At 70.6% G+C, this 22382-nt stretch carries 18 protein-coding genes, 5 tRNA genes and 1 pseudogene; 16 read left to right on the forward strand and 8 right to left on the reverse strand.

Annotated features, from left to right (window positions below; translation table 11 throughout):
- Positions 1–12: 12 nt before the first annotated feature.
- The 6 genes from NLX94_RS27175 to NLX94_RS27200 all read right to left on the reverse strand — a co-directional run bounded on the left by NLX94_RS27175 (position 13) and on the right by NLX94_RS27200 (position 9300).
- Positions 13–426 carry a roadblock/LC7 domain-containing protein gene (locus tag NLX94_RS27175; protein WP_030037347.1) on the reverse strand — a complete coding sequence of 138 codons (414 nt, stop codon included), beginning with the start codon at positions 424–426 and terminating at the stop codon, positions 13–15.
- 10 nt (positions 427–436) lie between these two features.
- Positions 437–3661, reverse strand: a complete 3225-nt coding sequence (locus NLX94_RS27180; RefSeq protein ID WP_254385734.1) for a nitrate- and nitrite sensing domain-containing protein — start codon at positions 3659–3661, stop codon at positions 437–439.
- A gap of 306 nt (positions 3662–3967) precedes the next feature.
- Positions 3968–4555: an ATP/GTP-binding protein gene (locus NLX94_RS27185; RefSeq protein WP_254385735.1), complete on the reverse strand. Its 588-nt coding sequence runs from the start codon at positions 4553–4555 to the stop codon at positions 3968–3970.
- The gene (locus NLX94_RS27190; RefSeq protein ID WP_243337752.1) at positions 4536–4928 is read right to left on the reverse strand and encodes a DUF742 domain-containing protein; all 393 of its coding nucleotides are present in this window, start codon (positions 4926–4928) and stop codon (positions 4536–4538) included. The genes NLX94_RS27185 and NLX94_RS27190 overlap by 20 nt, the downstream gene beginning before the upstream one ends.
- A 151-nt stretch (positions 4929–5079) precedes the next feature.
- Entirely contained in the window at positions 5080–5493 is a 414-nt protein-coding gene (locus tag NLX94_RS27195) for a roadblock/LC7 domain-containing protein (RefSeq protein ID WP_008739864.1), read from the reverse strand.
- A gap of 9 nt (positions 5494–5502) precedes the next feature.
- On the reverse strand, positions 5503–9300 hold the full coding sequence (locus NLX94_RS27200; RefSeq protein ID WP_254385736.1) for a nitrate- and nitrite sensing domain-containing protein: 3798 nt from the start codon (positions 9298–9300) through the stop codon (positions 5503–5505).
- A 602-nt stretch (positions 9301–9902) separates the two neighbouring features.
- On the opposite strand from NLX94_RS27200, the gene NLX94_RS27205 reads away from it, so the two are divergent.
- The 9 genes from NLX94_RS27205 (at position 9903) to NLX94_RS27245 (ending at position 13867) form a co-directional block, all read left to right on the forward strand.
- Positions 9903–10085 (forward strand): hypothetical protein, encoded by a 183-nt coding sequence (locus NLX94_RS27205; protein WP_254385737.1) that lies wholly within the window; start codon positions 9903–9905, stop codon positions 10083–10085.
- Positions 10086–10189: 104 nt separating this feature from the next.
- Positions 10190–10978 carry a fumarylacetoacetate hydrolase family protein gene (locus tag NLX94_RS27210; RefSeq protein WP_254385738.1) on the forward strand — a complete coding sequence of 263 codons (789 nt, stop codon included), beginning with the start codon at positions 10190–10192 and terminating at the stop codon, positions 10976–10978.
- On the forward strand, positions 10971–12449 hold the full coding sequence (gene gltX / locus NLX94_RS27215; protein WP_254385739.1) for a glutamate--tRNA ligase: 1479 nt from the start codon (positions 10971–10973) through the stop codon (positions 12447–12449). Before NLX94_RS27210 ends, gltX begins: the two co-directional genes overlap by 8 nt.
- 107 nt (positions 12450–12556) lie before the next feature.
- On the forward strand, positions 12557–13285 hold the full coding sequence (locus NLX94_RS27220) for an HAD family hydrolase (RefSeq protein WP_254385740.1): 729 nt from the start codon (positions 12557–12559) through the stop codon (positions 13283–13285).
- A gap of 86 nt (positions 13286–13371) precedes the next feature.
- Positions 13372–13443: transfer RNA gene (locus tag NLX94_RS27225), tRNA-Gln, on the forward strand.
- A 26-nt stretch (positions 13444–13469) separates the two neighbouring features.
- Positions 13470–13542 (forward strand) — tRNA-Glu (locus NLX94_RS27230).
- 61 nt (positions 13543–13603) lie between these two features.
- Positions 13604–13676, forward strand: a tRNA-Glu gene (locus tag NLX94_RS27235).
- A gap of 24 nt (positions 13677–13700) precedes the next feature.
- Positions 13701–13772: transfer RNA gene (locus NLX94_RS27240), tRNA-Gln, on the forward strand.
- A gap of 22 nt (positions 13773–13794) precedes the next feature.
- Positions 13795–13867: transfer RNA gene (locus NLX94_RS27245), tRNA-Glu, on the forward strand.
- A 173-nt stretch (positions 13868–14040) separates the two neighbouring features.
- Here the strand turns inward: NLX94_RS27245 and ndgR are convergent.
- Positions 14041–14757, reverse strand: a complete 717-nt coding sequence (gene ndgR / locus NLX94_RS27250) for an IclR family transcriptional regulator NdgR (RefSeq protein WP_112450208.1) — start codon at positions 14755–14757, stop codon at positions 14041–14043.
- 184 nt (positions 14758–14941) lie between these two features.
- On the opposite strand from ndgR, the gene leuC reads away from it, so the two are divergent.
- The 4 genes from leuC (at position 14942) to NLX94_RS27270 (ending at position 18156) form a co-directional block, all read left to right on the forward strand.
- Positions 14942–16366: a 3-isopropylmalate dehydratase large subunit gene (leuC, locus tag NLX94_RS27255; RefSeq protein WP_254385741.1), complete on the forward strand. Its 1425-nt coding sequence runs from the start codon at positions 14942–14944 to the stop codon at positions 16364–16366.
- A gap of 5 nt (positions 16367–16371) precedes the next feature.
- Positions 16372–16965 (forward strand): 3-isopropylmalate dehydratase small subunit, encoded by a 594-nt coding sequence (gene leuD / locus NLX94_RS27260; protein WP_254385742.1) that lies wholly within the window; start codon positions 16372–16374, stop codon positions 16963–16965.
- Positions 16966–17102: 137 nt separating this feature from the next.
- On the forward strand, positions 17103–17348 hold the full coding sequence (locus tag NLX94_RS27265; protein ID WP_254385743.1) for a hypothetical protein: 246 nt from the start codon (positions 17103–17105) through the stop codon (positions 17346–17348).
- A gap of 127 nt (positions 17349–17475) precedes the next feature.
- Positions 17476–18156, forward strand: a complete 681-nt coding sequence (locus NLX94_RS27270; RefSeq protein ID WP_254385744.1) for an HU family DNA-binding protein — start codon at positions 17476–17478, stop codon at positions 18154–18156.
- A 330-nt stretch (positions 18157–18486) separates the two neighbouring features.
- Here NLX94_RS27270 and cofC read toward each other — a convergent pair.
- Positions 18487–19092 (reverse strand): annotated as a pseudogene (gene cofC / locus NLX94_RS27275) (2-phospho-L-lactate guanylyltransferase); the annotation flags it as partial.
- A 239-nt stretch (positions 19093–19331) separates the two neighbouring features.
- On the opposite strand from cofC, the gene NLX94_RS27280 reads away from it, so the two are divergent.
- The 3 genes from NLX94_RS27280 to NLX94_RS27290 are packed head-to-tail and all read left to right on the forward strand — an operon-like array spanning position 19332 to position 22288.
- A complete protein-coding gene (locus NLX94_RS27280; protein ID WP_254385746.1) occupies positions 19332–20084 on the forward strand; it encodes a lysophospholipid acyltransferase family protein in 753 nt (250 codons plus the stop codon).
- The gene (locus NLX94_RS27285) at positions 20081–21091 is read left to right on the forward strand and encodes an NAD(P)H-dependent glycerol-3-phosphate dehydrogenase (protein WP_254385747.1); all 1011 of its coding nucleotides are present in this window, start codon (positions 20081–20083) and stop codon (positions 21089–21091) included. Before NLX94_RS27280 ends, NLX94_RS27285 begins: the two co-directional genes overlap by 4 nt.
- A gap of 39 nt (positions 21092–21130) precedes the next feature.
- The gene (locus NLX94_RS27290; protein ID WP_254385748.1) at positions 21131–22288 is read left to right on the forward strand and encodes a D-alanine--D-alanine ligase family protein; all 1158 of its coding nucleotides are present in this window, start codon (positions 21131–21133) and stop codon (positions 22286–22288) included.
- Positions 22289–22382: the final 94 nt, after the last annotated feature.

Consider the following 22382-nt stretch of genomic DNA (forward strand, 5'->3'; position numbering starts at 1 on the left):
ACTGCCTGTCTGCTAGTTGAGAAGGCTGCCCTGCAGTTCGGCGCGCAGATCCGGAGTGAGGACACTGCCGGCGCGGTCCACCAGAAGGGCCATCTCGTAGCCCACGAGGCCGATGTCGCACTCGGGGTGCGCGAGCACCGCGAGCGAGGATCCGTCGGAGACGGACATGAGGAAGAGGAACCCGCGGTCCATCTCCACCACGGTCTGGTTGACGGCGCCGCCCTCGAAGATGCGGGAGGCACCGGCGGTCAGCGACGTCAGCCCGGAGGCCACGGCCGCCAGCTGGTCGGCGCGGTCCCGCGGGAATCCGTCCGACATGGCCAGAAGGAGGCCGTCGGCGGAGACCACCACCGTGTGGGACACCCCGGGGGTGTTGTCCACGAAGTTGGTGATCAACCAGTTCAGGTTCTGCGCCGCCTGGCTCATCGCGCTCACACTAACGCTCCTGGTCATAGCTGTTACTTGACTGCTCGGATCCCGCATTGCGGCCCTGCTGGACGCCGCGTCGCAGGTTGCTCAACCTGCCACGGATGTCCTCCGGGGCACGGGAGACCTCGGGGCCTCCCTGCGGCGTCGTCTCCGCAGCGCCCTCGACCAGGTTGGCCTTGGGCACCCGCCGGGGGAGACCGGAGGGGGTGACCCCGCCGGCCTTCGGCTCGCGGAGCTTGGCGGCCTGCTGCCAGCGCTCGTCGTTGTTCGAGCGCCAGTCGGCGGTTCCGTCCGTTCCCTCGGTGGCCTTCTCCGGAGCCGCGGGCTGCTGCTGACGCTGCGGCCGCTGCTCGAAGAGGTAACCGGAGGACTCCGTTTCCTGCTGTCCCGGCCGCTGCTGCGGCTGGCTGCCGCGTCGCGGCAGGCCCGCCCCGGTCACCTGGTGGCCGGCGTCGGCGGTGGCGCCCGGACGGTCGAAGCCTACGCGTTCCGGGGCCGGTTCGGGAGCGGCCGGTGATTCCGATTCGGTCCCGTAATCCTGCTGGTAGGAGCCCGAGTAGGTGTTCTGCTGGGGCCACTCCGCCGCCGTGGAGCTGGAGTCGTACCCGCCGTCGTAGGCCGGGATCTCCTGTCGCTGATCCGTGTACCCGGGTTCCGGATAGCCGTACTCCTGCTGGGTGTACGCGTCGTATCCCTGCCCGGCCTGAGCGGATTCGTAACCGAGGTCGTAGCCCTGCGCGGGCTGCTGCTCGTAGCCCTGGTACGGCTGGTACGCGTGCTCCGGCTGGGGTTCCGGATAGTCGGCCGCCGGCTCCTCGTACGGGGCCTCGCCGTACGGGGCCTGCGCCTGCGGGTAGCCGACCTGCGCCTCCAGCGCCGCCCGGCGCTCCTCGCGGCCCAGGGACCGGCCGACCGGGTCGGCGACGGGCTCGTCGTAGCCCGGCTGGGGCTGGTCGGCCCGGTGGACCTCGTAGCGGGAGTCGTCGAAGCCGAGCTCGGCGGCCGTGCGCAGCGCGGCCGGCTGCTGGGCCTGCTGGCGCGGGATCATCTGGGAGACCGTGAAGTCGTCCGCCGGGATCTCCTCGCCACCGCCACCGTGGGTGATGGCGTCGGGGAGCATGACCAGCGAGGTGGTGCCGGCCGCCTCGCCCGAGGGGCGCAGCTGGACGCGGATGCCGTGCCGGTCGGCCAGCCGGCCGACCACGAACAGACCCATGCGCTGCGAGATCGCGGCGTCCACGGTCGGCGGGTTGGCCAGCTTGTGGTTGATGTCCGCGAAGTCCTCGGCGGTGAGGCCGATTCCCTTGTCGTGGATCTCGACCATCACGCGGCCGTCGGGCAGACGGGTCGCGTTGACGCGGACCTTGGTCTGCGGGGAGGAGAAGGTGGTGGCGTTCTCCAGCAGCTCGGCGAGCAGGTGCACGAGGTCGGTCACGGCCTGGCCGTGGATCTCGGCCTCGGAGACGCCCGACAGCTCCACGCGCTCGTACTGCTCCACCTCGGAGGAGGCGGCGCGCAGGACGTCGACGAGGGGGACCGGCTGGTCCCAGCGGCGGCCCGGCTCCTCGCCCGCGAGGATGAGGAGGTTCTCGCCGTTGCGGCGCATGCGGGTGGCCAGGTGGTCCAGGCGGAAGAGGTTCTCCAGCTGGTCCGGGTCGGCCTCGTTGTTCTCCAGCTCGGTGATCAGGCTCAGCTGGCCCTCGATCAGCGACTGGTTGCGCATGGAGAGGTTCGTGAAGATCGCGTTGACGTTGCCCCGGAGGAGGGCCTGCTCGGCGGCGAGCCGGACGGCCTCCCGGTGGACCTGGTCGAAGGCGCGGGCGACCTCGCCGATCTCGTCCTGGGAGTCGATCGGGATCGGCAGCACCCGGGTGTCGACCTTGCCCGGGTCGGTGCGCGAGAGCTGGTCGACGAGCATCGGCAGGCGCTGCTCGGCGATGTCGAAGGCGGCGCCGCGCAGACGGCGCATGGCCTTGCCCATCTGGCGGGCCATCATGCCGGCCAGGATGAAGGCGGCGAGCAGGGCCACGACCACGATGGCGCCGGTCAGGATGGCGTCGCTGCGGGCCTCGTCGGAGACGGCGCCCGAGTCCTTGAGGGCCTTGGCGAGGAGTTCCTTCTCCAGCTCGGCGTAACCGTCGAACTTGGCGGTGGCGGCGGCCTGCCACGCCTGCGGGGTGGTGCCGTCCAGCGCGAGCTTGGCGGGCTTCTCGCCGCTGGCTATCGCCTCGGTCATACCGGTGAGCGCGGAGTCGTTGACCACGGGCGGGGCGTGGAAGGGGGTGCCGGCCTGCTCGGCCGCCTGCTTGGCGGCGGCGAGCCGGGCGGCGCCCTCCTCGGACTTCTTGCCCATGATCTCGCGCAGGCGTGCGACGTCCTCGTCGGTGCCGGCGGCGACGTACTCGCCGATGGCGATCTCCTCGAGGTACGCGTACGAGGAGAAGGCGACGAGCTGGGCCTTGCGGATCTCCTCGTTCGCGCTCGGGCGCACCAGCAGGTGCGTGCCCACGGAGCGCTGCAGCGAGTTCGCGGCCTTGGAGAGTTCGAGGGCGTAGACCATGCGGCCGTACGAGGTCACGTTGCCGGTGCCGAGACCGAGCTCGTTGGAGAACTGCATGAGGTAGTGCTGGACCAGCACGTACCCCTCTTCGGTCGGGATCGGTCCCATGGCCTTGGGGAGGGCCTTCTTCGGCGTCTCGAGCGCCGCCTGGTAGGCCGTCTTGCGGACCTGCTCCAGCTTCGGCTCCTCCTGGCGGAAGAGCTCCAGGCGGCGTTCCAGGCCCTGGCCCTCGGGCAGGTCCTTCACGGACTCGGCGAACTTCGCCTTGGCCGCGTCGGTGGCGGAGTACGCCTTCAGGACGGCCTCGGACTCGCGCTGGCCCTTGAGCAGGGGATCGGCCGTCAGGTCGCGCTCGTTCAGCAGCGCCTGGCCGTACTCGGCGGCGGCCTGGACGATGGCGGCGGTCTTCTCCGCGTCCTTGGCCTCGTCCCAGGTGTCGATCGAGCCCTTCACCTGGAAGCCGCCCATGACCAGTCCGACGAGGACCGGGACGAGCAGGATGGCGTTCAGACGGGTCGGCACGCGCCAGTTGCGGGGCGAGAACCTGCTGGTGCTTCCGCCGCTCACGGATGGTTCCACGGGTACGTCAAGGGGAGACGCGGCCGCGCGCGGCGGCGGGGTGAAGTTGCCGCGCGCGGGTTCATCCGCGGGGCTCGAGTTGCTTCGCCTCACTCGACCAACAACCTCTCGGCGGTGCTACTAGCTAGTTCGTTGAATTCCAGCACGGTTAACGGCCGTGTTCCAAACAGTTGAAATCGGCCATTCCTAGAGCCTTATGCCCCACATAAACCGGACATAAAGAGCGTCCTGCGGCAAAAATGGGGCCAGTTGTGAGCGCAGTGACACCGGGCGAACGCACCCTGTGGCCAACTACCGGCAATTCTCTGTCGAAACGTTATGAACGAAGGGGGCGGGCCGTGTCGCATGACACAGCCCGCCCCCCAAAACCGGCCGATGAGGCCATCGTTGCGCGTGCTTCTACTTGAGCCGCGCCATCAGGGCGTGCTCGACGAGCGTGATGAGCGCGCTCTTGGCGTCCGCGCGGTGGCGGGCGTCGGTGGTGATGATGGGGGCGTCCGGGCCGATCTGCAGGGCCTCGCGGACTTCCTCCGGCGTGTAGGGCTGGTGTCCCTCGAAGCCGTTGAGCGCCACGACGAACGGCAGCCCGCTGTTCTCGAAGTAGTCCACGGCCGGGAAGCAGTCCGCCAGGCGCCGCGTGTCGACCAGGACGATCGCACCGATCGCGCCGCGCACGAGGTCGTCCCACATGAACCAGAAGCGGTCCTGTCCGGGGGTACCGAAGAGGTACAGGATCAGGTCCTGGTCCAGGGTGATGCGGCCGAAGTCCATGGCGACCGTGGTGGTCGTCTTGTCCCCGGTGTGGGTCAGGTCGTCGATGCCCGCGCTCGCGGACGTCATCACGGCCTCGGTGCGCAGCGGGTTGATCTCGGAGACGGCGCCGACGAACGTGGTCTTGCCCACGCCGAAGCCACCCGCCACCACGATCTTCGCGGAGGTGGTGGAGCGAGCGGGAGCCGCCCCACCGTTAGAGCTTGCGAAGTCCACTGAGAACCCTCTCGAGCAGCGTTACATCCGGCGTTCCGCCGGCCTCTCCATTGCCCGGCTGGTGGATGGCCACCATGCCGGCCTCCGCCAGGTCGGCGACGAGGATGCGTGCGACACCGAGCGGCATGTTCAGCAGCGCGGAGACCTCCGCGACCGACTTGACCTCACGGCAGAGGGTGCAGATGCGCTGGTGTTCCGGGAGCAGCCCGGACAGGTGCATCGGATCGGCCGTGGTGCTGACCAGGGCCTCGATGGCGAGCTGGTAGCGCGGTCGGGTCCGGCCACCGGTCATCGCGTACGGACGAACCAGCGGCTGGTCGCCTTCCGAGTACGAGTCTCCGTACTGATCGGAATAGGCGGGGGGCGGGGTCATTGATCCTCCGGGCTGGACAGCAATGGTCAGCGTGCCGTCTGACGGGGCGGCCGGTGGGGGGACGGTATGACGGCCTGGCGGTGGTACTGGGTTCCGGGGCCGCGGCCCCGGTCCCCCGGCCGGCAGTACCGTCCGGCCGGGAGAGCGGCAGTCAGATGAGCAGGCTTCCCTGCAGCTCCGCGCGCAGGTCCGGGGTGAGGACACTGCCGGCGCGGTCCACGAGGAGGGCCATCTCGTAACCCACGAGGCCGATGTCGCACTCGGGGTGCGCCAGTACGGCCAGCGAGGATCCGTCGGACACGGACATCAGGAAGAGGAACCCGCGGTCCATCTCCACCACCGTCTGGTTGACGGCGCCGCCCTCGAAGATGCGGGACGCGCCCGCGGTGAGGGAGGTCAGCCCGGAGGCCACCGCGGCGAGCTGGTCGGCCCGGTCGCGGGGGAATCCTTCGGACATGGCCAGAAGGAGGCCGTCGGCGGAGACCACCACGGTGTGGGACACCCCGGGGGTGTTGTCCACGAAGTTGGTGATCAACCAGTTCAGGTTCTGTGCCGCCTGGCTCATCGAACTCAACTATCGCTCCTGCTGGTAAGTGGGGTCGATGTGGTAACTGCCGGTGGCCGGGCCGGTGGTGCCGGCCTGCCGTCCCTGCTGGATACCGCGTCGGAGGTTGGTGAGACGGCCACGGACATCGTCCGGGGACCGCGAAACCTGGGGGCCGGCCTGTGCTTCGGCCTGCTGCTGCGCGGTGCCGGCCACGAGGTTCGCCCGCGGGACCCGGCGGGGCAGCCCCGACGTCGTGATGCCGCCGGCGGCGGGCTGGCGCACGCGCTCGGCCTGCCGCATCAGCTCGTCGTTCGGCGAGGAGCGCCAGCTCACGGTCGGCACCGCGCCCGTGGCCGTCTGCGCGGACTCGGCCGGAGCCTGCTCCTGGCCGCGCTGCGGCAGCTGGTGCTGCTGCGGGCGCTGCGGGGCGGCCGGAGCCGCCGGGGCGGGCTGCTGAGCCTGCTGCGGCACCGCCGGCACCTGGGCCGGGGCCTGGCCCGCCTCCTGGCGGAACCAGTTCGACTCCAGCGTGTCGAAGATCGGGCTGCGACCCTCGCCGGAACCCGAACCGGCCGGGGGCAGCGCCTCCGGACGGGGCGCCTGCGGCAGCCGCGGAGCCTCGGCGCGCGGCGGCGGTACGGGGGCGTAGTCGCCCTGGGGCTGCGGGGCCTGGCCGGGCTGGGCGTAGCCGCCGACGCCGGGGCCGCCGGGCCGCTGGGCCTGGAAGTCCTGGCGGGCGAACTGCCCCGTGGCGGCCGGGTCGCCGAAGTCCTGGCGGGCGAACTGGCCGGTGGAGGCCGGGTCGCCGAACTCGGGGCGGGCGAACTGGCCCGTGGTGCCGTTGTCGTAGCCGCCCGTGCCGCCGGCCTGCGGGGCCGGGGCGTTGAAGTCGGGCCGGGGGAACTCGGAGGTGGAACCGGGGCCCGACAGCTCGTCGTGGCCGCGCGGTACGTCGTGACCGCCCTGGGCCGCGCCCCACGTGGTGGTCTGGGGCATCGCGGCAGGTCCGCCGCCGGCGCCCGGGAGCTCCGGGCGGGGCGCGCCACCGCGCGGCGGCAGCTGCGGCCGGGGACCGCGCGCACCGGGGCCGCCGGCCTGCTGCTGACCCTGCTGCTGCGGGGCCTGCTGCTGGGGCTGGGACTGGTGAGGCTGCGGGGGCTGCTGGCCCTGCTGCTGCGGAGGCTGCGGGCGCTCGAAGCCGTTGCCCTGCGGGAACCCGCCGGGACCGGACGCCGTGGGGGCGCCGACCGGACGGGCCTGCGGACCGCCGAAGCCGCCCGGGCCGCCGGGAGACGGGACCGGACCGCGGCCCGGGAGCGGAGCACCCGAACCGAAGGCGCTCTGGGTCTGGCCGCCGGGGCCCTGCTGCTGCGGGGGCCGTCCGCCCTGCGGGCCGGGGCCCTGGGGCTGACCGCCGGGGCCGCCGTCGCGGCCCGGCAGGGCCGCGCGCTGGCCGGCGGCGGAAACCTGGCCGCGCTGCGGGGCCGCGCCCACGGGGGGACGTCCGCCGGGAGCGGGGATCGAGCCCTGCGCCTGGGCGCCGGGACCACCCTGGCCCGGGGCGCCGGGCGCACCCTGACCGCCCTGACCGGGCATCGGGGCCGGCTTCTTGCCGCCCTGGGCGACGTCCACCGGGAGCATGACGAGGGCCGTCGTACCGCCCGAGTCGGAGGGGCGCAGCTGGATGCGGATGCCGTGTCGCAGGGACAGGCGGCCGACCACGAACAGACCCATGCGGCGGGAGACGGAGACGTCCACGGTGGGCGGCGAGGCGAGCCGCTCGTTGATCGCGGCGAGGTCCTCGGGGGAGAGGCCGATGCCGGTGTCGTGGATCTCGACGAGCACGCGGCCGTCGGGCAGCGCGTGACCGGTGACCTTGACCTTGGTCTGCGGGGAGGAGAACGAGGTGGCGTTCTCCAGCAGCTCGGCGAGCAGGTGCACGAGGTCGTTGACCACGCGGCCGGCGACGTCGGTGCCGGGCACCGAGGAGAGTTCGATGCGCTCGTACTGCTCCACCTCGGACGCGGCGGCGCGGAGCACGTCGACGAGCGGGACGGGGCGGGTCCACCGGCGGCCCGGCTCCTCGCCCGCGAGGACGAGGAGGTTTTCGCCGTTACGGCGCATGCGGGTCGCGAGGTGGTCGAGCTTGAAGAGCGAGGACAGCTGGTCCGGGTCGGCCTCGCGCGACTCCAGCTCGGAGATGAGCGAGAGCTGGCGCTGGATGAGGCCCTGCGAACGGCGCGAGAGGTTGGTGAACATCGCGTTGACGTTGCCTCGCAGGAGGGCCTGCTCGGCGGCGAGGCGGACGGCCTCGCGGTGCACGTCGTCGAAGGCCGCGGCCACCTGGCCGATCTCGTCGCGGGTGTGCAGGCCGACGGACTCCACCGTCGTGTCCACGTCCTGCGGGTCGGACTCGGACAGCTGCTTGACGAGCTCGGGCAGCCGGTCCTGGGCGACGCGGGTCGCGGTGTCCTGCAGGCGGCGCAGGGAGCGGATCATCGAGCGGGCCATGACGAAGGCGCCGACGAGGGAGACACCGAGGACGATGAGGATCAGCGCACCGTTGATGAGGGCGTCGCGCTGCGACTCGTTCTTGAGCTCGCGGGCCTTCTGCTCCATGTCCTCGAGCAGGGTGAGCTCGATGACCTTCATGGCCTGCAGCTTGGTGTCGTCCGCGTCGTACCAGTCCATCCAGGACCGGTTCTTCTCCTTGGCGAACTGGTCCTTGTTGCCCAGGACGCGGCGGGCGTAGTGGTCCGCGGTGGCGATTTCCTGGTTGCCGTCGCCGAGCGCCGCGAGGAGCTCCTCGGGCTTGCCCTGGTAGACGAGCTCGAAGGTCTTGCGCGCCTGCTCCTCGCTGTTCTGGGCGGAGCGGGCGTACAGGCGGTCGTTCTCGGTGAGGTTGCCCGGCAGCGAGGGGTCCGCGGGGAGCGCGGCCGCGATGATCGCGCGCTGGATCGAGGCGTACTCCTTGGCGGAGGAGAACGCGGCCAGCGCGCGGGTGCGCTTGATCATCTCGGGGTTCGAGGTGGCCTGGGCCATGTCCTGCGAGAGCGAGAGCAGCGAGACGACCAGCGCGTTGTACTCGGTGACGGTCTGCTGGGCGCCGTTCTGGTACGCGTACTTGCGGATCTCTTCGAGGTTGTTGAGCCCGTGCGCGATCTGCAGGATGTTGTTGCGGATCGACCGGAGCGTCTCGTCGTTGCCCTCGGCGACGTCGACCTTGTCGGTCGCGGCGGCGAAGGCCCGGACGGCGGAGTCGGTCGAGTCGCGGACGCCCTGGACCAGGGTGCTGGGCTTGCCCGACTTGTCCACGGACAGCGGACCGGCGGAGTTGTCGCGCTCGGCCTGGAGCATGGCGGCCAGGTTGGTGGCCTGACGCGTCATCGTCGTCAGCAGCTGCATGTGCTCCAGCTGCGCGATGTCGTTGAGCGAGTCGTTGATGCGGAGGCCACCGAGGGTGGTGGCGGCGACGACCGGCAGGGTCAGCAGCGACACCAGTCGCGTGCTGATGCGCCAGTTCTGCATGGCCAGACGGGAACCGGTGCCACGGGGGGCCTGGGGTATCGCGACGTCGCGGCCGCCCGACTCGTCGTCGGCCTTCGAGCCGCCCTTGGGCTTGGCGCGCCCCTTGGCCTTGACCGCGGCGGAGCCGACAGGGCCCGCGGGGCTCCCGCTCTCGACAGCCGGCCCGCGGTTCTGGGCGTGCTGGGGCGAGGAGCCACGGTCGGTCCCGCCGCGCGGGTCCTGCTCCGGCGCGGCGTCCCCACGGCCCTGACGGGCCTGGGGAGACCCCTTGTCATCCCTCTTGAATCGTCCCTGCACTAGCGTCGCAACCTCTGGACCAGGCGTCCCGCCGGGCGACCGGTGGGACGGTGTCGAGTCGTGGGGCAATGCGCCCCATGGTGGTCGTCGGTGACCGGCGCGTCTCCCTCTCCGTTGCCGCCGCGCTCGGCGCTGTCTCGCGCCACCTGCGCGCCGGCTGATTCCCGCGGCGGTCCCGCGAATTCCAGCACAGAGGCGGATCTCCAACAAGGTGCGAGTCCTGGGCCGGGGAGTCGGTCACGTCGGGTGACGCATGTGCTACCCGACGTGCGTGCCAATTCATACGGAATCGGACTTACGCCGCCCAAACCTCGCCTCTGGCAAGCTGTCCCAGTCGCGATGATCGGGAGCGGAATGGCGCATTCAGTGGCGCAATGTCCGCTTTATGGGGTGGAATTGACTGACCCTTATGTCCGTAATGCCTGGTCGCTGGTGAGCAAACTCACATAGCCGTGGCCATTACTTCCCGGTTCGGCGGGGGATTCAGATGTTTAGCCTTGAGCTTTACAGGCTTGCCGCGAGCGACAAGCGGCACTCCGAAGGCAATCCGGCGGCGCCCGCCGCCACCATCCGACCTAGTGAGCCGAGGGCTTCGCACTCCGATGAAGACGACGATGATGTTCCGCAACATAGCCAACCCGCGCCGCACCACCCTCGCGCACCTCAAGGACGCCGAGGAGCTGCAGGCCGTGCCGGTCCCGGAGCACACCGTCGAGCTGCCGGCCCAGACCGCGAACCCGCGCCGCACCACCCTCATGAACGCGCCGGTCGCCGCCGCGCAGTAAAGAAGGGTGTCCGGCGAAAGCCGCGCGAAGCGTCGGCCCCCACCGCGTTAGCCTGGAGTCCGCAGACTCCAGCCAGCGGAAATACAGAGGGGCAGACGCAACACGTGCGCATCGCCAGGTTCTCGATCGACGGCAATGTCGCGTTCGGCGCGGTCGAGGGCAGCACTGCCCTCGGCGCCGAAGGTGAGCTCGTCCTCGACATCATCAAGGGCATCCCGTTCGCGGACTTCGAGCTCTCCGGCACGAAGGTCCCGCTGAGCAAGGTCCGGCTGCTGCCGCCCGTGCTCCCGAACAAGGTCGTGGCCATCGGCCGCAACTACCGGGAGCACGCGGCGGAGCTGGGCAACGAGGTCCCGGACGTCCCGATCACCTTCTTCAAGCCCTCCACCTCGGTGGTCGGCCCCGGCGACCCGATCGCCTACCCCTCCTTCTCCCAGGACCTCCACCACGAGGCGGAGCTCGCCGTGGTCATCGGCCGCATGTGCCGCGAGGTCCCGCGCGAGCGCGTCAAGGACGTCATCCTCGGCTACACCTGCGCCAACGACGTCACCGCGCGCGACGTCCAGCAGCGCGAGAAGCAGTGGGCCCGCGCCAAGGGCTTCGACAGCTCCTGCCCCCTCGGCCCGTGGATCGAGACCGACCTCGACCCGAGCGACCTGACCATCCAGTGCACCGTCAACGGCGAACAGCGCCAGCTCGGCCGCACCAGCGACATGGTCCGCTCCATCGAGGACCTGATCGTGCACATCACCGAGGCCATGACGCTGCTCCCGGGCGACGTCATCCTCACGGGGACCCCGGCCGGAGTCGGCCCCCTGAACGTCGGCGACGAGGTCGCCGTCACCATCGAAGGCATCGGCACTCTCACCAACAAGGTGATCAAGCGTGGCTAACGCGACCCCCCGCGTACGTTTCTGTCCGTCCCCGACCGGCAACCCCCACGTGGGTCTGGTCCGCACGGCCCTCTTCAACTGGGCGTTCGCCCGCCACCACGGCGGTACGTTCGTCTTCCGCATCGAGGACACCGACGCGGCGCGCGACTCCGAGGAGTCGTACGTCCAGCTGCTCGACTCGCTGCGCTGGCTCGGCTTCACCTGGGACGAGGGCCCCGAGGTCGGCGGCCCGCACGCCCCGTACCGCCAGTCCGAGCGCATGGACATCTACAAGGACGTCGCGCAGAAGCTCCAGGACGGCGGCTACGCCTACTCCTGCTACTGCACCACCGAGGAGCTGGACGCCCGCCGCGACGCGGCCCGCGCCGCCGGCAAGCCCTCCGGCTACGACGGCACCTGCCGCGAGCTCTCCGCGGAGCAGAAGGCCGCGTACGAGGCCGAGGGCCGCTCCTCGATCGTCCGCTTCCGGATGCCCGACGAGCCCATCACCTTCACGGACCTGGTCCGCGGCGAGCTGACCTTCACCCCCGACAACGTGCCGGACTTCGGCATCGTCCGGGCCAACGGCGCCCCGCTCTACACGCTCGTCAACCCGGTCGACGACGCGCTGATGGAGATCACCCACGTCCTGCGCGGCGAGGACCTGCTGTCCTCCACCCCGCGCCAGATCGCGCTCTACGGGGCCCTGATCGAGCTCGGCGTCGCCAAGGCGGTGCCCGCCTTCGGCCACCTGCCGTACGTGATGGGCGAGGGCAACAAGAAGCTCTCCAAGCGCGACCCCGAGGCCTCGCTCAACCTCTACCGCGAGCGTGGCTTCCTCCCCGAGGGCCTGCTGAACTACCTGTCCCTCCTGGGCTGGTCCTTCTCCAAGGACCAGGACATCTTCTCGATCGAGGAGATGGTGGCGAAGTTCGACATCCCGGACGTCAACGCCAACCCGGCGCGCTTCGACCTCAAGAAGGCCGAGTCGATCAACGCCGACCACATCCGCCTCCTGGACCCGAAGGTCTTCGCGGACCGCTGCGCCCCGTGGCTGCAGGCCCCGCACGCCAACTGGGCACCCGAGGACTTCGACACCGCCGCCTGGGAGCGCATCGCGCCGTACGCCCAGACCCGCGTCACGGTCCTCTCGGACATCACGGCCAACGTCGACTTCCTCTTCCTGAAGGAGCCGGTGGAGGACCAGGCGTCGTGGGACAAGGCGATGAAGGGCGACCCGGCGGCCCTCCTCACCACGGCCCGCGAGAACCTGGCCGCGGCCGACTGGTCGGACCCGGAGTCCCTCAAGCAGGCGGTCCTCACCGCCGGCGAGACCCACGGCCTCAAGCTCGGCAAGGCCCAGGCCCCGGTCCGCGTGGCCGTCACCGGCCGCACGGTCGGCCTCCCCCTCTTCGAGTCCCTCGAAATCCTGGGCAAGGACCGCTCCCTGTCCCGCATCGACGCCACCCTGGCCAAGCTCACCGCCGCGTAGCGCGCCACCGCGTCAGCAGTACCCCGTACGTCCCTCAGGGGCGGCGGCCGATCGCTACTTCAGCGATCGGCCGCCGCCCCTGAGGCGTTCCGCGTAGGGTCGGCCACATGGCGATCCGTGCGGTGCTCTGGGACATCGACGACACCCTGTTCGACTACACCCGGGCCGACCGGGCCGGGCTGGCCGCGCACCTGGCCGCCGAGGGGCTCGCGGAGCGGTACGGGGCTCCGGCCGAGGCGCTCGCCCTGTGGCGGCGGATCACCGACCGGCACTGGGAGCGCTACGCGGGCGGTGAGGGCACCTTCCAGGGGCAGCGCAGGGACCGGGTGCGGGAGTTCCTCGGGGAGCCCGCCCTGACGGACGCGCAGGCCGACGACTGGTTCGGGCGGTACGTGGAGCACTACACGGCCGCCTGGGAGCTGTTCCCGGACGTGGTGCCCGTACTGGACGCCCTCGCGGGCGGCTACCGGCACGGGGTCCTCACCAACTCCTCCCTCGCCAACCAGGACCCCAAGCTGCGCCGGCTCGGCCTGCGCGACCGCTTCGAGGTCCTCGTGTGCGCCGTCGAGCTGGGCGTCAGCAAACCGGAGGCCGGGGCCTTCCTCGCCGCGTGCGCCGAGATGGGGCTGGAGCCGGGGGAAGTGGTCTACGTGGGGGACCAGCCGGAGATCGACGCGCGCGGCGCCCGTGACGCCGGCCTGACGGCCGTGTGGCTGGACCGGGACGGCGGCCGCGGGCCGGGACCCGAGGGCGTGCACCGGATCGCCGGACTCGACCGGCTCCCGCAGGTGCTGGCCGGGGATACCCGTTTTGGAGCACGGTCAGGCATCCGGTAATGTTCTTTCTGCGCCGCCCGAGCGGGCCGAAAGGCCGGGCCGGAGGCGCTAACCGAACGAAAGTCCCTCAGGGTCTTGAGTTTTGGTGGGCTATAGTGTAATTGGCAACACGAGGGTTTCTGGTTCCCTTATTCTAGGTTCGAGTCCTGGTAGCCCAGCGCAGTTCCGTAGTAACGCAGTGCTTGCCCCCGTTGTGTAGCGGCCTAGCACGCCGCCCTCTCAAGGCGGTAGCGCCGGTTCGAATCCGGTCGGGGGTACAGATCCTTCCCGTGAGATGTTCAGGGTCGCACCCGGATGTTTTGATGCAGGATCGCTAGGGCCCCCGTTGTGTAGCGGCCTAGCACGCCGCCCTCTCAAGGCGGTAGCGCCGGTTCGAATCCGGTCGGGGGTACGGTGTCTAGCTGGTCTAGACCTTTGGGCTATAGTGTAATTGGCAACACGAGAGTTTCTGGTTCTCTTATTCTAGGTTCGAGTCCTGGTAGCCCAGCGCAGTACCGCAGTAACAGCTAGCCCCCGTTGTGTAGCGGCCTAGCACGCCGCCCTCTCAAGGCGGTAGCGCCGGTTCGAATCCGGTCGGGGGTACGCACAGAAGAGGCCCTCCGCGTTCATCGCGGAGGGCCTCTTCGCTGTTTCCGGACAGGGCGGACGCCGGGGCAAGAAGTACGGGCCCGGCGGCGCGTGTGCGGACGTGTGCGGCGTCTCACGCGCCCCCGGGCCCGGGGGGAAGGGTGGGAAGGTCTGCGACCGGGAGGTGCTCAGCTGGAGCGGCGCAGGGCCTCGGTCAGCCGGGCGGCCGCGTCGATGACGGCCTGGGCGTGCATGCGCCCCGGGTGGCGGGTCAGGCGCTCGATCGGCCCGGAGACCGATACGGAGGCCACCACGCGGTTCGACGGCCCGCGTACGGGCGCCGAGACCGATGCCACGCCGGGCTCCCGCTCGCCGATCGACTGTGCCCAGCCGCGACGCCGTACGCCCGAGAGCGCCGTCGCCGTGAAACGCGCGCCCTGCAGGCCGCGGTGGAGCCGCTCGGGCTCCTCCCAGGCCATCAGGATCTGCGCGGCCGAGCCAGCCTTCATCGGGAGCGTGGAGCCCACCGGGACGGTGTCCCGCAGGCCCGACAGCCGCTCGGCGGCCGCCACGCAGATGCGCATGTCGCCCTGACGCCGGTAGAGCTGCGCGCTCTCTCCCGTCACGTCCCGGAGGTGGGTGAGCACCGGTCCGGCCGTGGCCAGCAGGCGGTCCTCGCCGGCCGCGGCGGCGAGCTCCGCCAGCCGCGGTCCGAGGATGAACCGGCCCTGCATGTCCCTCGCCACCATCCGGTGGTGTTCCAGTGCCACGGCAAGGCGATGTGCCGTGGGTCGTGCGAGCCCTGTCGCCGCGACCAGCCCGGCGAGGGTGGCCGGACCGGACTCCAGTGCGCTCAGTACCAGAGCTGCCTTGTCGAGAACGCCGACGCCGCTAGAGTTGTCCATGAAACGATATTCGCGTCTCACACTGTGAAACGCAAGTTCAATTTTTCCAAGAACCAGCGAGTCTGTATGTGCGGGTCCACGAACCACTGGGTCCGAGCCGTCGTCCGGGACGTGGGGTACGGGCGATCAGGCGCACGAGATCTCTATCAAGCGCCGGCACAACCGGCCGGCCGGAGGGAAAGCGATGGGTAGGACACTCGCGGAGAAGGTCTGGGACGACCATGTCGTCCGGCGCGCCGAAGGCGAGCCCGATCTCCTCTTCATCGATCTGCACCTGCTGCACGAGGTGACCAGCCCGCAGGCCTTCGAGGGGCTGCGCCAGGCCGGCCGCAAGGTCCGGCGCCTCGACCTCACCATCGCGACCGAGGACCACAACACCCCCACCATCGACATCGACAAGCCGATCGCGGACCCGGTCTCCCGGGCCCAGCTGGAGACGCTGCGGGCGAACTGCGCCGAGTTCGGTGTGCGCCTGCACTCGCTGGGCGACGTCGAGCAGGGTGTCGTCCATGTCGTGGGACCGCAGCTGGGCCTGACCCAGCCGGGCACCACGGTGGTCTGCGGTGACTCGCACACCTCCACGCACGGCGCCTTCGGCGCGCTGGCGTTCGGCATCGGCACCAGCCAGGTCGAGCACGTGCTGGCGACCCAGACGCTGCCGCTGGCCCGCCCCAAGACGATGGCGATCACCGTCACCGGCGCGCTGGCCGAGGGCGTCACCGCCAAGGACCTGATCCTGGCGATCATCGCCAAGATCGGCACCGGCGGCGGCCAGGGCTACATCCTGGAGTACCGCGGCGAGGCCGTCGAGCAGCTCTCGATGGAAGCCCGCATGACCATCTGCAACATGTCGATCGAGGCCGGCGCCCGCGCGGGCATGATCGCCCCCGACCAGACCACCTTCGACTACCTCGAGGGCCGCGACCACGCCCCCGCGGGCGAGGACTGGGACGCGGCGGTCGCGTACTGGAAGACCCTGCGCACCGACGACGACGCCGTCTTCGACGCCGAGGTGGTCATCGACGGCACCACGCTGTCGCCGTTCGTCACCTGGGGCACCAACCCCGGCCAGGGCGCGCCCCTGTCGGCCAACGTCCCCGACCCGGCTTCGTACGAGGACGCTTCGGAGCGCAACGCCGCCGAAAAGGCCCTGGAGTACATGGGGTTGACCGCCGGCCAGCCGCTGCGGGACATCAAGGTCGACACCGTCTTCGTAGGTTCCTGCACCAACGGCCGCATCGAGGACCTGCGTGCCGTGGCCGGGATCATCGGGGGCCGCAAAGTCGCCGACGGCGTACGGATGCTGGTCGTCCCGGGCTCGGTGCGCGTCGCGCTCCAGGCCGTGGAGGAGGGCCTGGACAAGGTCTTCAAGGAGGCCGGCGCCGAATGGCGGCACGCGGGCTGCTCGATGTGTCTGGGCATGAACCCCGACCAACTGGCCCCCGGTGAGCGCTCCGCGTCCACCTCCAACCGCAACTTCGAGGGCCGGCAGGGCAAGGGCGGGCGCACCCACCTGGTGTCCCCGCAGGTGGCCGCCGCCACCGCGGTGCTGGGCCACCTGGCCTCGCCCGCCGACCTGTCCGACGCCCCCGCGACCGCCGGAGTCTGAGAACGATGGAAGCCTTCACCACCCACACCGGCCGGGCCGTCCCGCTGCGCCGCAGCAACGTCGACACCGACCAGATCATCCCGGCCCACTGGCTGAAGAAGATCACCCGCGACGGGTTCGAGGACGGGCTCTTCGAGGCCTGGCGCAAGGACCCGGAGTTCGTCACCAACCGCCCCGAGCGCGCGGGCGCGACCGTCCTGGTCGCCGGTCCCGACTTCGGCACCGGTTCCTCGCGCGAGCACGCCGTCTGGGCCCTGCAGAACTTCGGCTTCAAGACGGTCATCTCCTCCCGGTTCGCCGACATCTTCCGCGGCAACTCGCTGAAGAACGGTCTGCTGACCGTGGTCCTGCCGCAGGAGACCGTCGAGCAGCTGTGGAAGCTGACCGAGGCCGACCCCACCGCCGAGATCACGGTCGACCTGGTCGACCGCCAGGTCCGAGCCGAAGGCGTCGTAGCGGAGTTCGAGCTCGACGACAACGCCCGCTGGCGGCTGCTGGAGGGGCTGGACGACATCTCGCTCACCCTTCAGAACGAAGCGGACATCGCCACCTACGAAAGCGTCCGGCCGGCCTTCAAGCCGCGCACGATTCAGGCGTGATTCCAGCCTGATCAGCGCTTATTCGCCTTAGGGTGATCACATAGGCAACACTGTGCCCCCTGCCGTCCGGCAGGGGGCACAGTCGTGTGTTGAGGCCCCGTGAGGCGACAACTCGCCCCAGATGGCACAATCTGTGCATGGAACGCGACAGTCAACTTGAGCTCTACGGACTTGTCGCCGACCGATTGAAAGAAGCACACACAAGGGTGCGCACACTGCAAGTCCCGGAGGGCGTAAGGATGGCGCTGACCCGGAAGCTGTTGGTCGTCACGGCCGCGGCGAAGCATGATCTCGCCGATGCGGCAGTGCGCCTGGACAGGTTGATGAAGGACCTCGACGAGGGTCGATTCCCTGAAGGCGACGGATGCGAAGGAACTCCGTAACGGCCTACAACGTTGCGGCACTAGGGTGATAAGCCCGTTTCGTGTTTGATTTGCGGTATATATCCGCCTAACGTGCGAAATAAGCTTGAACACATTCGTTCTGGCGAAGTCTCCGAAGGGGAAGACGTTGAACAAGGCGCAGCTCGTAGAAGCGATTGCCGACAAGCTGGGCGGCCGTCAGCAGGCCGCGGACGCCGTCGACGCGGTCCTGGACGCCATCGTCCGTGCGACCGTCGCGGGCGACCGGGTCTCGGTCACGGGCTTCGGCTCGTTCGAGAAGGTCGACCGCCCGGCCCGCTACGCCCGCAACCCCCAGACGGGTGAGCGCGTCCGGGTCAAGAAGACCTCGGTTCCCCGCTTCCGCGCGGGCCAGGGCTTCAAGGACCTGGTCAGCGGCACCAAGAAGCTGCCCAAGGGCGGCGAGGTGTCGGTGAAGAAGGCGCCCAAGGGCAGCCTCACCGGTGGCGCTTCGGCGACGGTCAAGAAGGCCGCCGCGAAGAAGGCCGCACCCGCCAAGAAGGCGGCTGCAGCGGCCAAGACCACGGTCGCGAAGAAGACCACGGCCAAGAAGGTGACCGCCACCGCCAAGAAGACGGTCGCCAAGACCGCCGTGGCGAAGAAGGCCGCCCCCGCGGCCAAGAAGGCGACGGTCAAGAAGACCGCTGCGGCGGCGAAGAAGACCACCGCCACCGCGAAGAAGACCGCCCCGGCGGCCAAGAAGGCCACCGCGGCGACGAAGGCGCCCGCCAAGAAGACGGCGACGCGCAAGGCCACCGCGAAGAAGACCACCGCCCGCAAGACCAAGTAGGGCAACGAGTCACACGCGCCGGGCCGGTTTCCCCGCAGTGGGGAAACCGGCCCGCGGTGCGTCGGAACGCCGGTCGGAACGCCGCAGGGCGGCCGGCCGCCGGAAAGTCTGCGGTCAGAAGGTCCGCGGTCAGAAGGTCTGCAGCGTGACCAGGGTGATCCGCAGGCCCGCGCCCTCGCCGTCCGTCTCGATCCGCACCCGCTGCCCGGGACGAAGCAGCCGCAGGCCGCCCGCGTCGAAGGCCGGGGCCTCGAAGGGCACCGGGGTGCCGTCGTCCAGCAGCACACTGCCGCTGCGGGTCTGGGAGTCGTACGTGTACGCGGTCGCCTGCATACGGGCACTGTATCGGGCCGTATGGCGCCCCACGCCGAGGGCCAGGGCCGTCCGCAGATCGGCCCCCGTGTCCACGTCCCGGCGGATGCTCTCGACGCCGGCGAGGGCCATTTCCACCGCGCCCGAGGCCGAATGCCGGGCCCGCGAGGGGCCGCCGAACGAGGGCGCCAATTCCACGTCCGGAGCAGCGGAAAGCAAGGTCGTCCCGATTCCCGCCGCATCCGCCAGAAATGCCCGGGGAAATGCCGAGGCCGTTTCGAGCACGCGTAGCAATTCGGGCGGCCGCAGCGCCGGCAGATCCGCGTTCATCGCGGCCAACGGGGCCCCCGGCCGGCCCGCCCGTATCTCCCGCGCCCCGTGGGCCAGCGCCGCGTTGAGCCCGGCCGCGGGGGAGTCCGGCAGGATCCGGGCCCCCAGCCGCGCCAGTTCCGCACCGGCCGCCCGGTCGTCCGTGACGACCACCACATCCGCGACGGCCGCGCAGGCCAGCGCCCCCGCGACGGTGTCCAGCGCGAACGCCAGGGCGAGCCCCGGCCGGGACGCCCCGACGGCCGCCGCGAGGCGGCTCTTGGCCACCGCGAGCGGCTTCAGCGGGACCACCAGACTCCAGACGGCGTTCGTGACGGACCCCTTCCCTCCGGCACGCTCGCGCGCCGCTCAGACCATGTACAGGTCATGACCAGGTCATGCGGAGCCCCATTGTCACCTCATGCCGGGCGACCCGGGGCCTCGTGCGGGTGTCCGGGGCGTACGGTGTTCTCGACAGAGACCGGACCCGGGGCCACACTTGTCCGGCCCCGAGGTGCCCCAGCCGCGCACCGGTCCTAGAGGAAGGTGTCCGAGTGTCCCGCCGCAGAATCGGCTTCTGGTACCGCCTTGCGGCGGCCATCGCGAAACCGCCGCTGACAGTGCTCTTCAAGCGGGACTGGCGGGGAATGGAACACATTCCGGCCGAGGGCGGATTTATCACCGCCGTCAATCACAACTCGTATCTGGACCCGCTGTCCTACGCGCACTTCCAGTACAACACCGGCCGGGTGCCCCGATTGCTCGGCAAGGCGGCCCTCTTCGACGTCCCCATTGTCGGAGCGATCCTGCGCGGCTCCGGTCAGATCCCGGTCTACCGGGAGTCCACCAACGCCCTGGACGCATTCCGGGCCGCCGTGGAGGCGATCGAGCACGGCGAATGCGTGGCCTTTTACCCGGAAGGCACCCTCACCCGGGACCCCGACATGTGGCCGATGGCCGGCAAGACCGGCGCGGCGCGCGTGGCGCTGATGACCAGGGCCCCCGTCATTCCGGTGGCCCAGTGGGGCGCGAATCTCGCGATGCCGCCCTACGCCAAGGAGAACAAGGTCCGCCTGTTCCCGCGCAAGACCCTCCAGGTCCTCGCCGGGCCGCCCGTGGACCTCTCCGCGTACTACGACCGGGAACCCACCCCGGACGTGCTCAGGGAGGCCACCGAAGTCATCATGGCGGCCATCACCGGGCTGCTGGAGGAACTGCGGGGCGAGAGTGCGCCCCCGCAGCCGTACGACCATCGCAATGCCAGGGCGCAGCAGCGGCGCAAGGCCGCAGGGGAGGGCAACAAGTGACACGTCCCGTGAAGGCAGCCGTATTCGGAACCGGCTCCTGGGGCACGGCCTTCGCCATGGTCCTCGCCGACGCCGGCTGCGAGGTGGTCCTGTGGGGCCGCCGCCAGGAGCTCGTCGACGCCATCAACGGCGGCCGGACCAACCCGGACTACTTCCCCGACATCGAACTCCCCGCGAACATCCGCGCCACCACCGACCCGGCCGAGGCCGCGGCCGGCGCCGACTTCACGGTCCTCGCCGTCCCCTCGCAGACCCTGCGCGGCAACCTCGCCGCCTGGGTGCCGCTGCTGGCCCCCGAGGCCGTGCTCGTCTCCCTGATGAAGGGCGTGGAACTCGGCACCGCCAAGCGGATGAGCGAGGTCATCGAGGAAGTGGCCAAGGTCCCGGCCGAGCGCATCGCGGTCGTCACCGGCCCCAACCTGGCCCCCGAGATCGCCGCCCGGCAGCCCGCCGCCTCCGTGGTCGCCTGCGTGGACGAAGCCGTCGCGCAGCGCCTCCAGGCCGCCTGCCACACCCCGTACTTCCGCCCGTACACGAGCACCGACGTGATCGGCTGCGAGCTCGGCGGCGCCGTCAAGAACGTCATCGGCCTCGCCGTCGGCATCGCCGACGGCATGGGCCTCGGCGACAACACCAAGGGCTCGCTGATCACCCGCGGCCTCGCCGAAGCCACCCGCCTGGGCCTGGCGATGGGCGCCGATCCGCTCACCTTCTCCGGCCTCGCGGGCCTCGGCGACCTCGTCGCCACCTGCTCCTCGCCGCTCTCCCGGAACCACACCTTCGGCACCAACCTCGGCCGCGGGATGACCCTGGAGGAGACCATCGCGGTCACCAAGCAGACCGCCGAGGGCGTCAAGTCCTGCCAGTCCGTGGCCGATCTGGCCCGCCGCCACGGGGTGGACATGCCGATCACCGACACCGTCGTCGACATCGTCCACCACGGCAAGCCCACCCTGGTCGCGCTCAAGGAACTCATGGGGCGCAGCGCCAAACCGGAACGGCGCTGACTGCTTTCCGGACGCTTGAGCGGGTACCCTCGTGGCGATATGAGCAGCGAGAACCTCCCCCAGACCCCTGAGCAGCAGGGCCGCAAGCCCCGTGTGGCCGTCGTGTTCGGCGGCCGCAGCTCGGAACACGCCATCTCGGTCGTCACCGCGGGCGCCGTCCTGCGCTCCATCGACCGCTCCAAGTACGAGGTGCTGCCCATCGGCATCACCACGGACGGCCGGTGGGCGCTGACCGCCGACGAGCCCGCCCGGATGGCCATCGCCGGCGGCGAGCTCCCCAACGTGGGCCAGCTCGCCGAATCCGAGGACGGCGCCGTCGTGCTCTCCGTCGACCCGGCCAGCCGCGAGGTCGTCTACACCGAGCCGGGCGCCGTGCCCAAGGCGCTGGGCGAGGTCGACGTGGTCTTCCCCGTCCTGCACGGCCCGTACGGCGAGGACGGCACCCTCCAGGGCCTCCTGGAGCTCTCCGGGATCCCGTACGTCGGCTCGGGCGTCCTCGCCTCGGCCGTCGGCCAGGACAAGGACTACATGAAGCGGGTCTTCACGTCCTTCGGGCTGCGCGTCGGCCCGTACGTGACCATCCGCCCCCGCGAGTGGGAGAACGACCGCGAGGGCGCCCTCGCGCGGATCGCCGACTTCGCCGGCGAGCACGGCTGGCCGCTGTTCATCAAGCCCGCCCGCGCCGGATCCTCGATCGGCATCACCAAGGTCGACGAGCCCGCCGGACTGGACGCCGCGATCCGCGAGGCCCGCCGCCACGACCCGAAGATCATCGTGGAGGCGCTGCTGCGCGGCCGCGAGATCGAGGTCGGGGTCCTGGAGTTCGAGGACGGTCCGCGCGCGAGCGTGCCCGCCGAGATCCCGCCGGTCTCCAGCCACGAGTTCTACGACTTCGAGGCCAAGTACATCGACTCCGCCTCCGGACTCGTGCCCGCCCCGCTCACCCCGGAGCAGACCGCCGAGGTCCAGAAGCTCGCGATCGAGGCCTTCGACGCCGCGTCCTGCGAGGGCCTGGTGCGCGCCGACTTCTTCCTCACCGAGGACGGCGAGTTCGTCATCAACGAGATCAACACGATGCCGGGCTTCACCCCGATCTCCATGTACCCGCGCATGTGGCAGGAGTCGGGCATCGAGTACCCGGAGCTGGTGGACCGCCTGATCCAGGCCGCCCTGCGCCGCTCCACCGGACTGCGCTAGCCGCCGGGCGCGAAGCCCCGTACGCGGACGAGGACCGCCCGCCGCCCCTCGCACGAGGAGGGCGGCGGGCGGTCCTCTGTCCGCGGGGCCGGCG

Source organism: Streptomyces sp. TBY4, assembly GCF_024213195.1.
Taxonomy (GTDB): domain Bacteria; phylum Actinomycetota; class Actinomycetes; order Streptomycetales; family Streptomycetaceae; genus Streptomyces.

Coding starts and splice junctions, on each gene's coding strand:
- NLX94_RS27175 (WP_030037347.1), bottom strand. CDS start 426: ATGAGCCAGGCGGCGCAGAACCTGAACTGGTTGATCACCAACTTCGTG.
- NLX94_RS27190 (WP_243337752.1), bottom strand. CDS start 4,928: ATGACCCCGCCCCCCGCCTATTCCGATCAGTACGGAGACTCGTACTCG.
- NLX94_RS27195 (WP_008739864.1), bottom strand. CDS start 5,493: ATGAGCCAGGCGGCACAGAACCTGAACTGGTTGATCACCAACTTCGTG.
- NLX94_RS27205 (WP_254385737.1), top strand. CDS start 9,903: ATGAAGACGACGATGATGTTCCGCAACATAGCCAACCCGCGCCGCACC.
- NLX94_RS27220 (WP_254385740.1), top strand. CDS start 12,557: ATGGCGATCCGTGCGGTGCTCTGGGACATCGACGACACCCTGTTCGAC.
- ndgR (WP_112450208.1), bottom strand. CDS start 14,757: ATGGACAACTCTAGCGGCGTCGGCGTTCTCGACAAGGCAGCTCTGGTA.
- leuC (WP_254385741.1), top strand. CDS start 14,942: ATGGGTAGGACACTCGCGGAGAAGGTCTGGGACGACCATGTCGTCCGG.
- leuD (WP_254385742.1), top strand. CDS start 16,372: ATGGAAGCCTTCACCACCCACACCGGCCGGGCCGTCCCGCTGCGCCGC.
- NLX94_RS27265 (WP_254385743.1), top strand. CDS start 17,103: ATGGAACGCGACAGTCAACTTGAGCTCTACGGACTTGTCGCCGACCGA.
- NLX94_RS27290 (WP_254385748.1), top strand. CDS start 21,131: ATGAGCAGCGAGAACCTCCCCCAGACCCCTGAGCAGCAGGGCCGCAAG.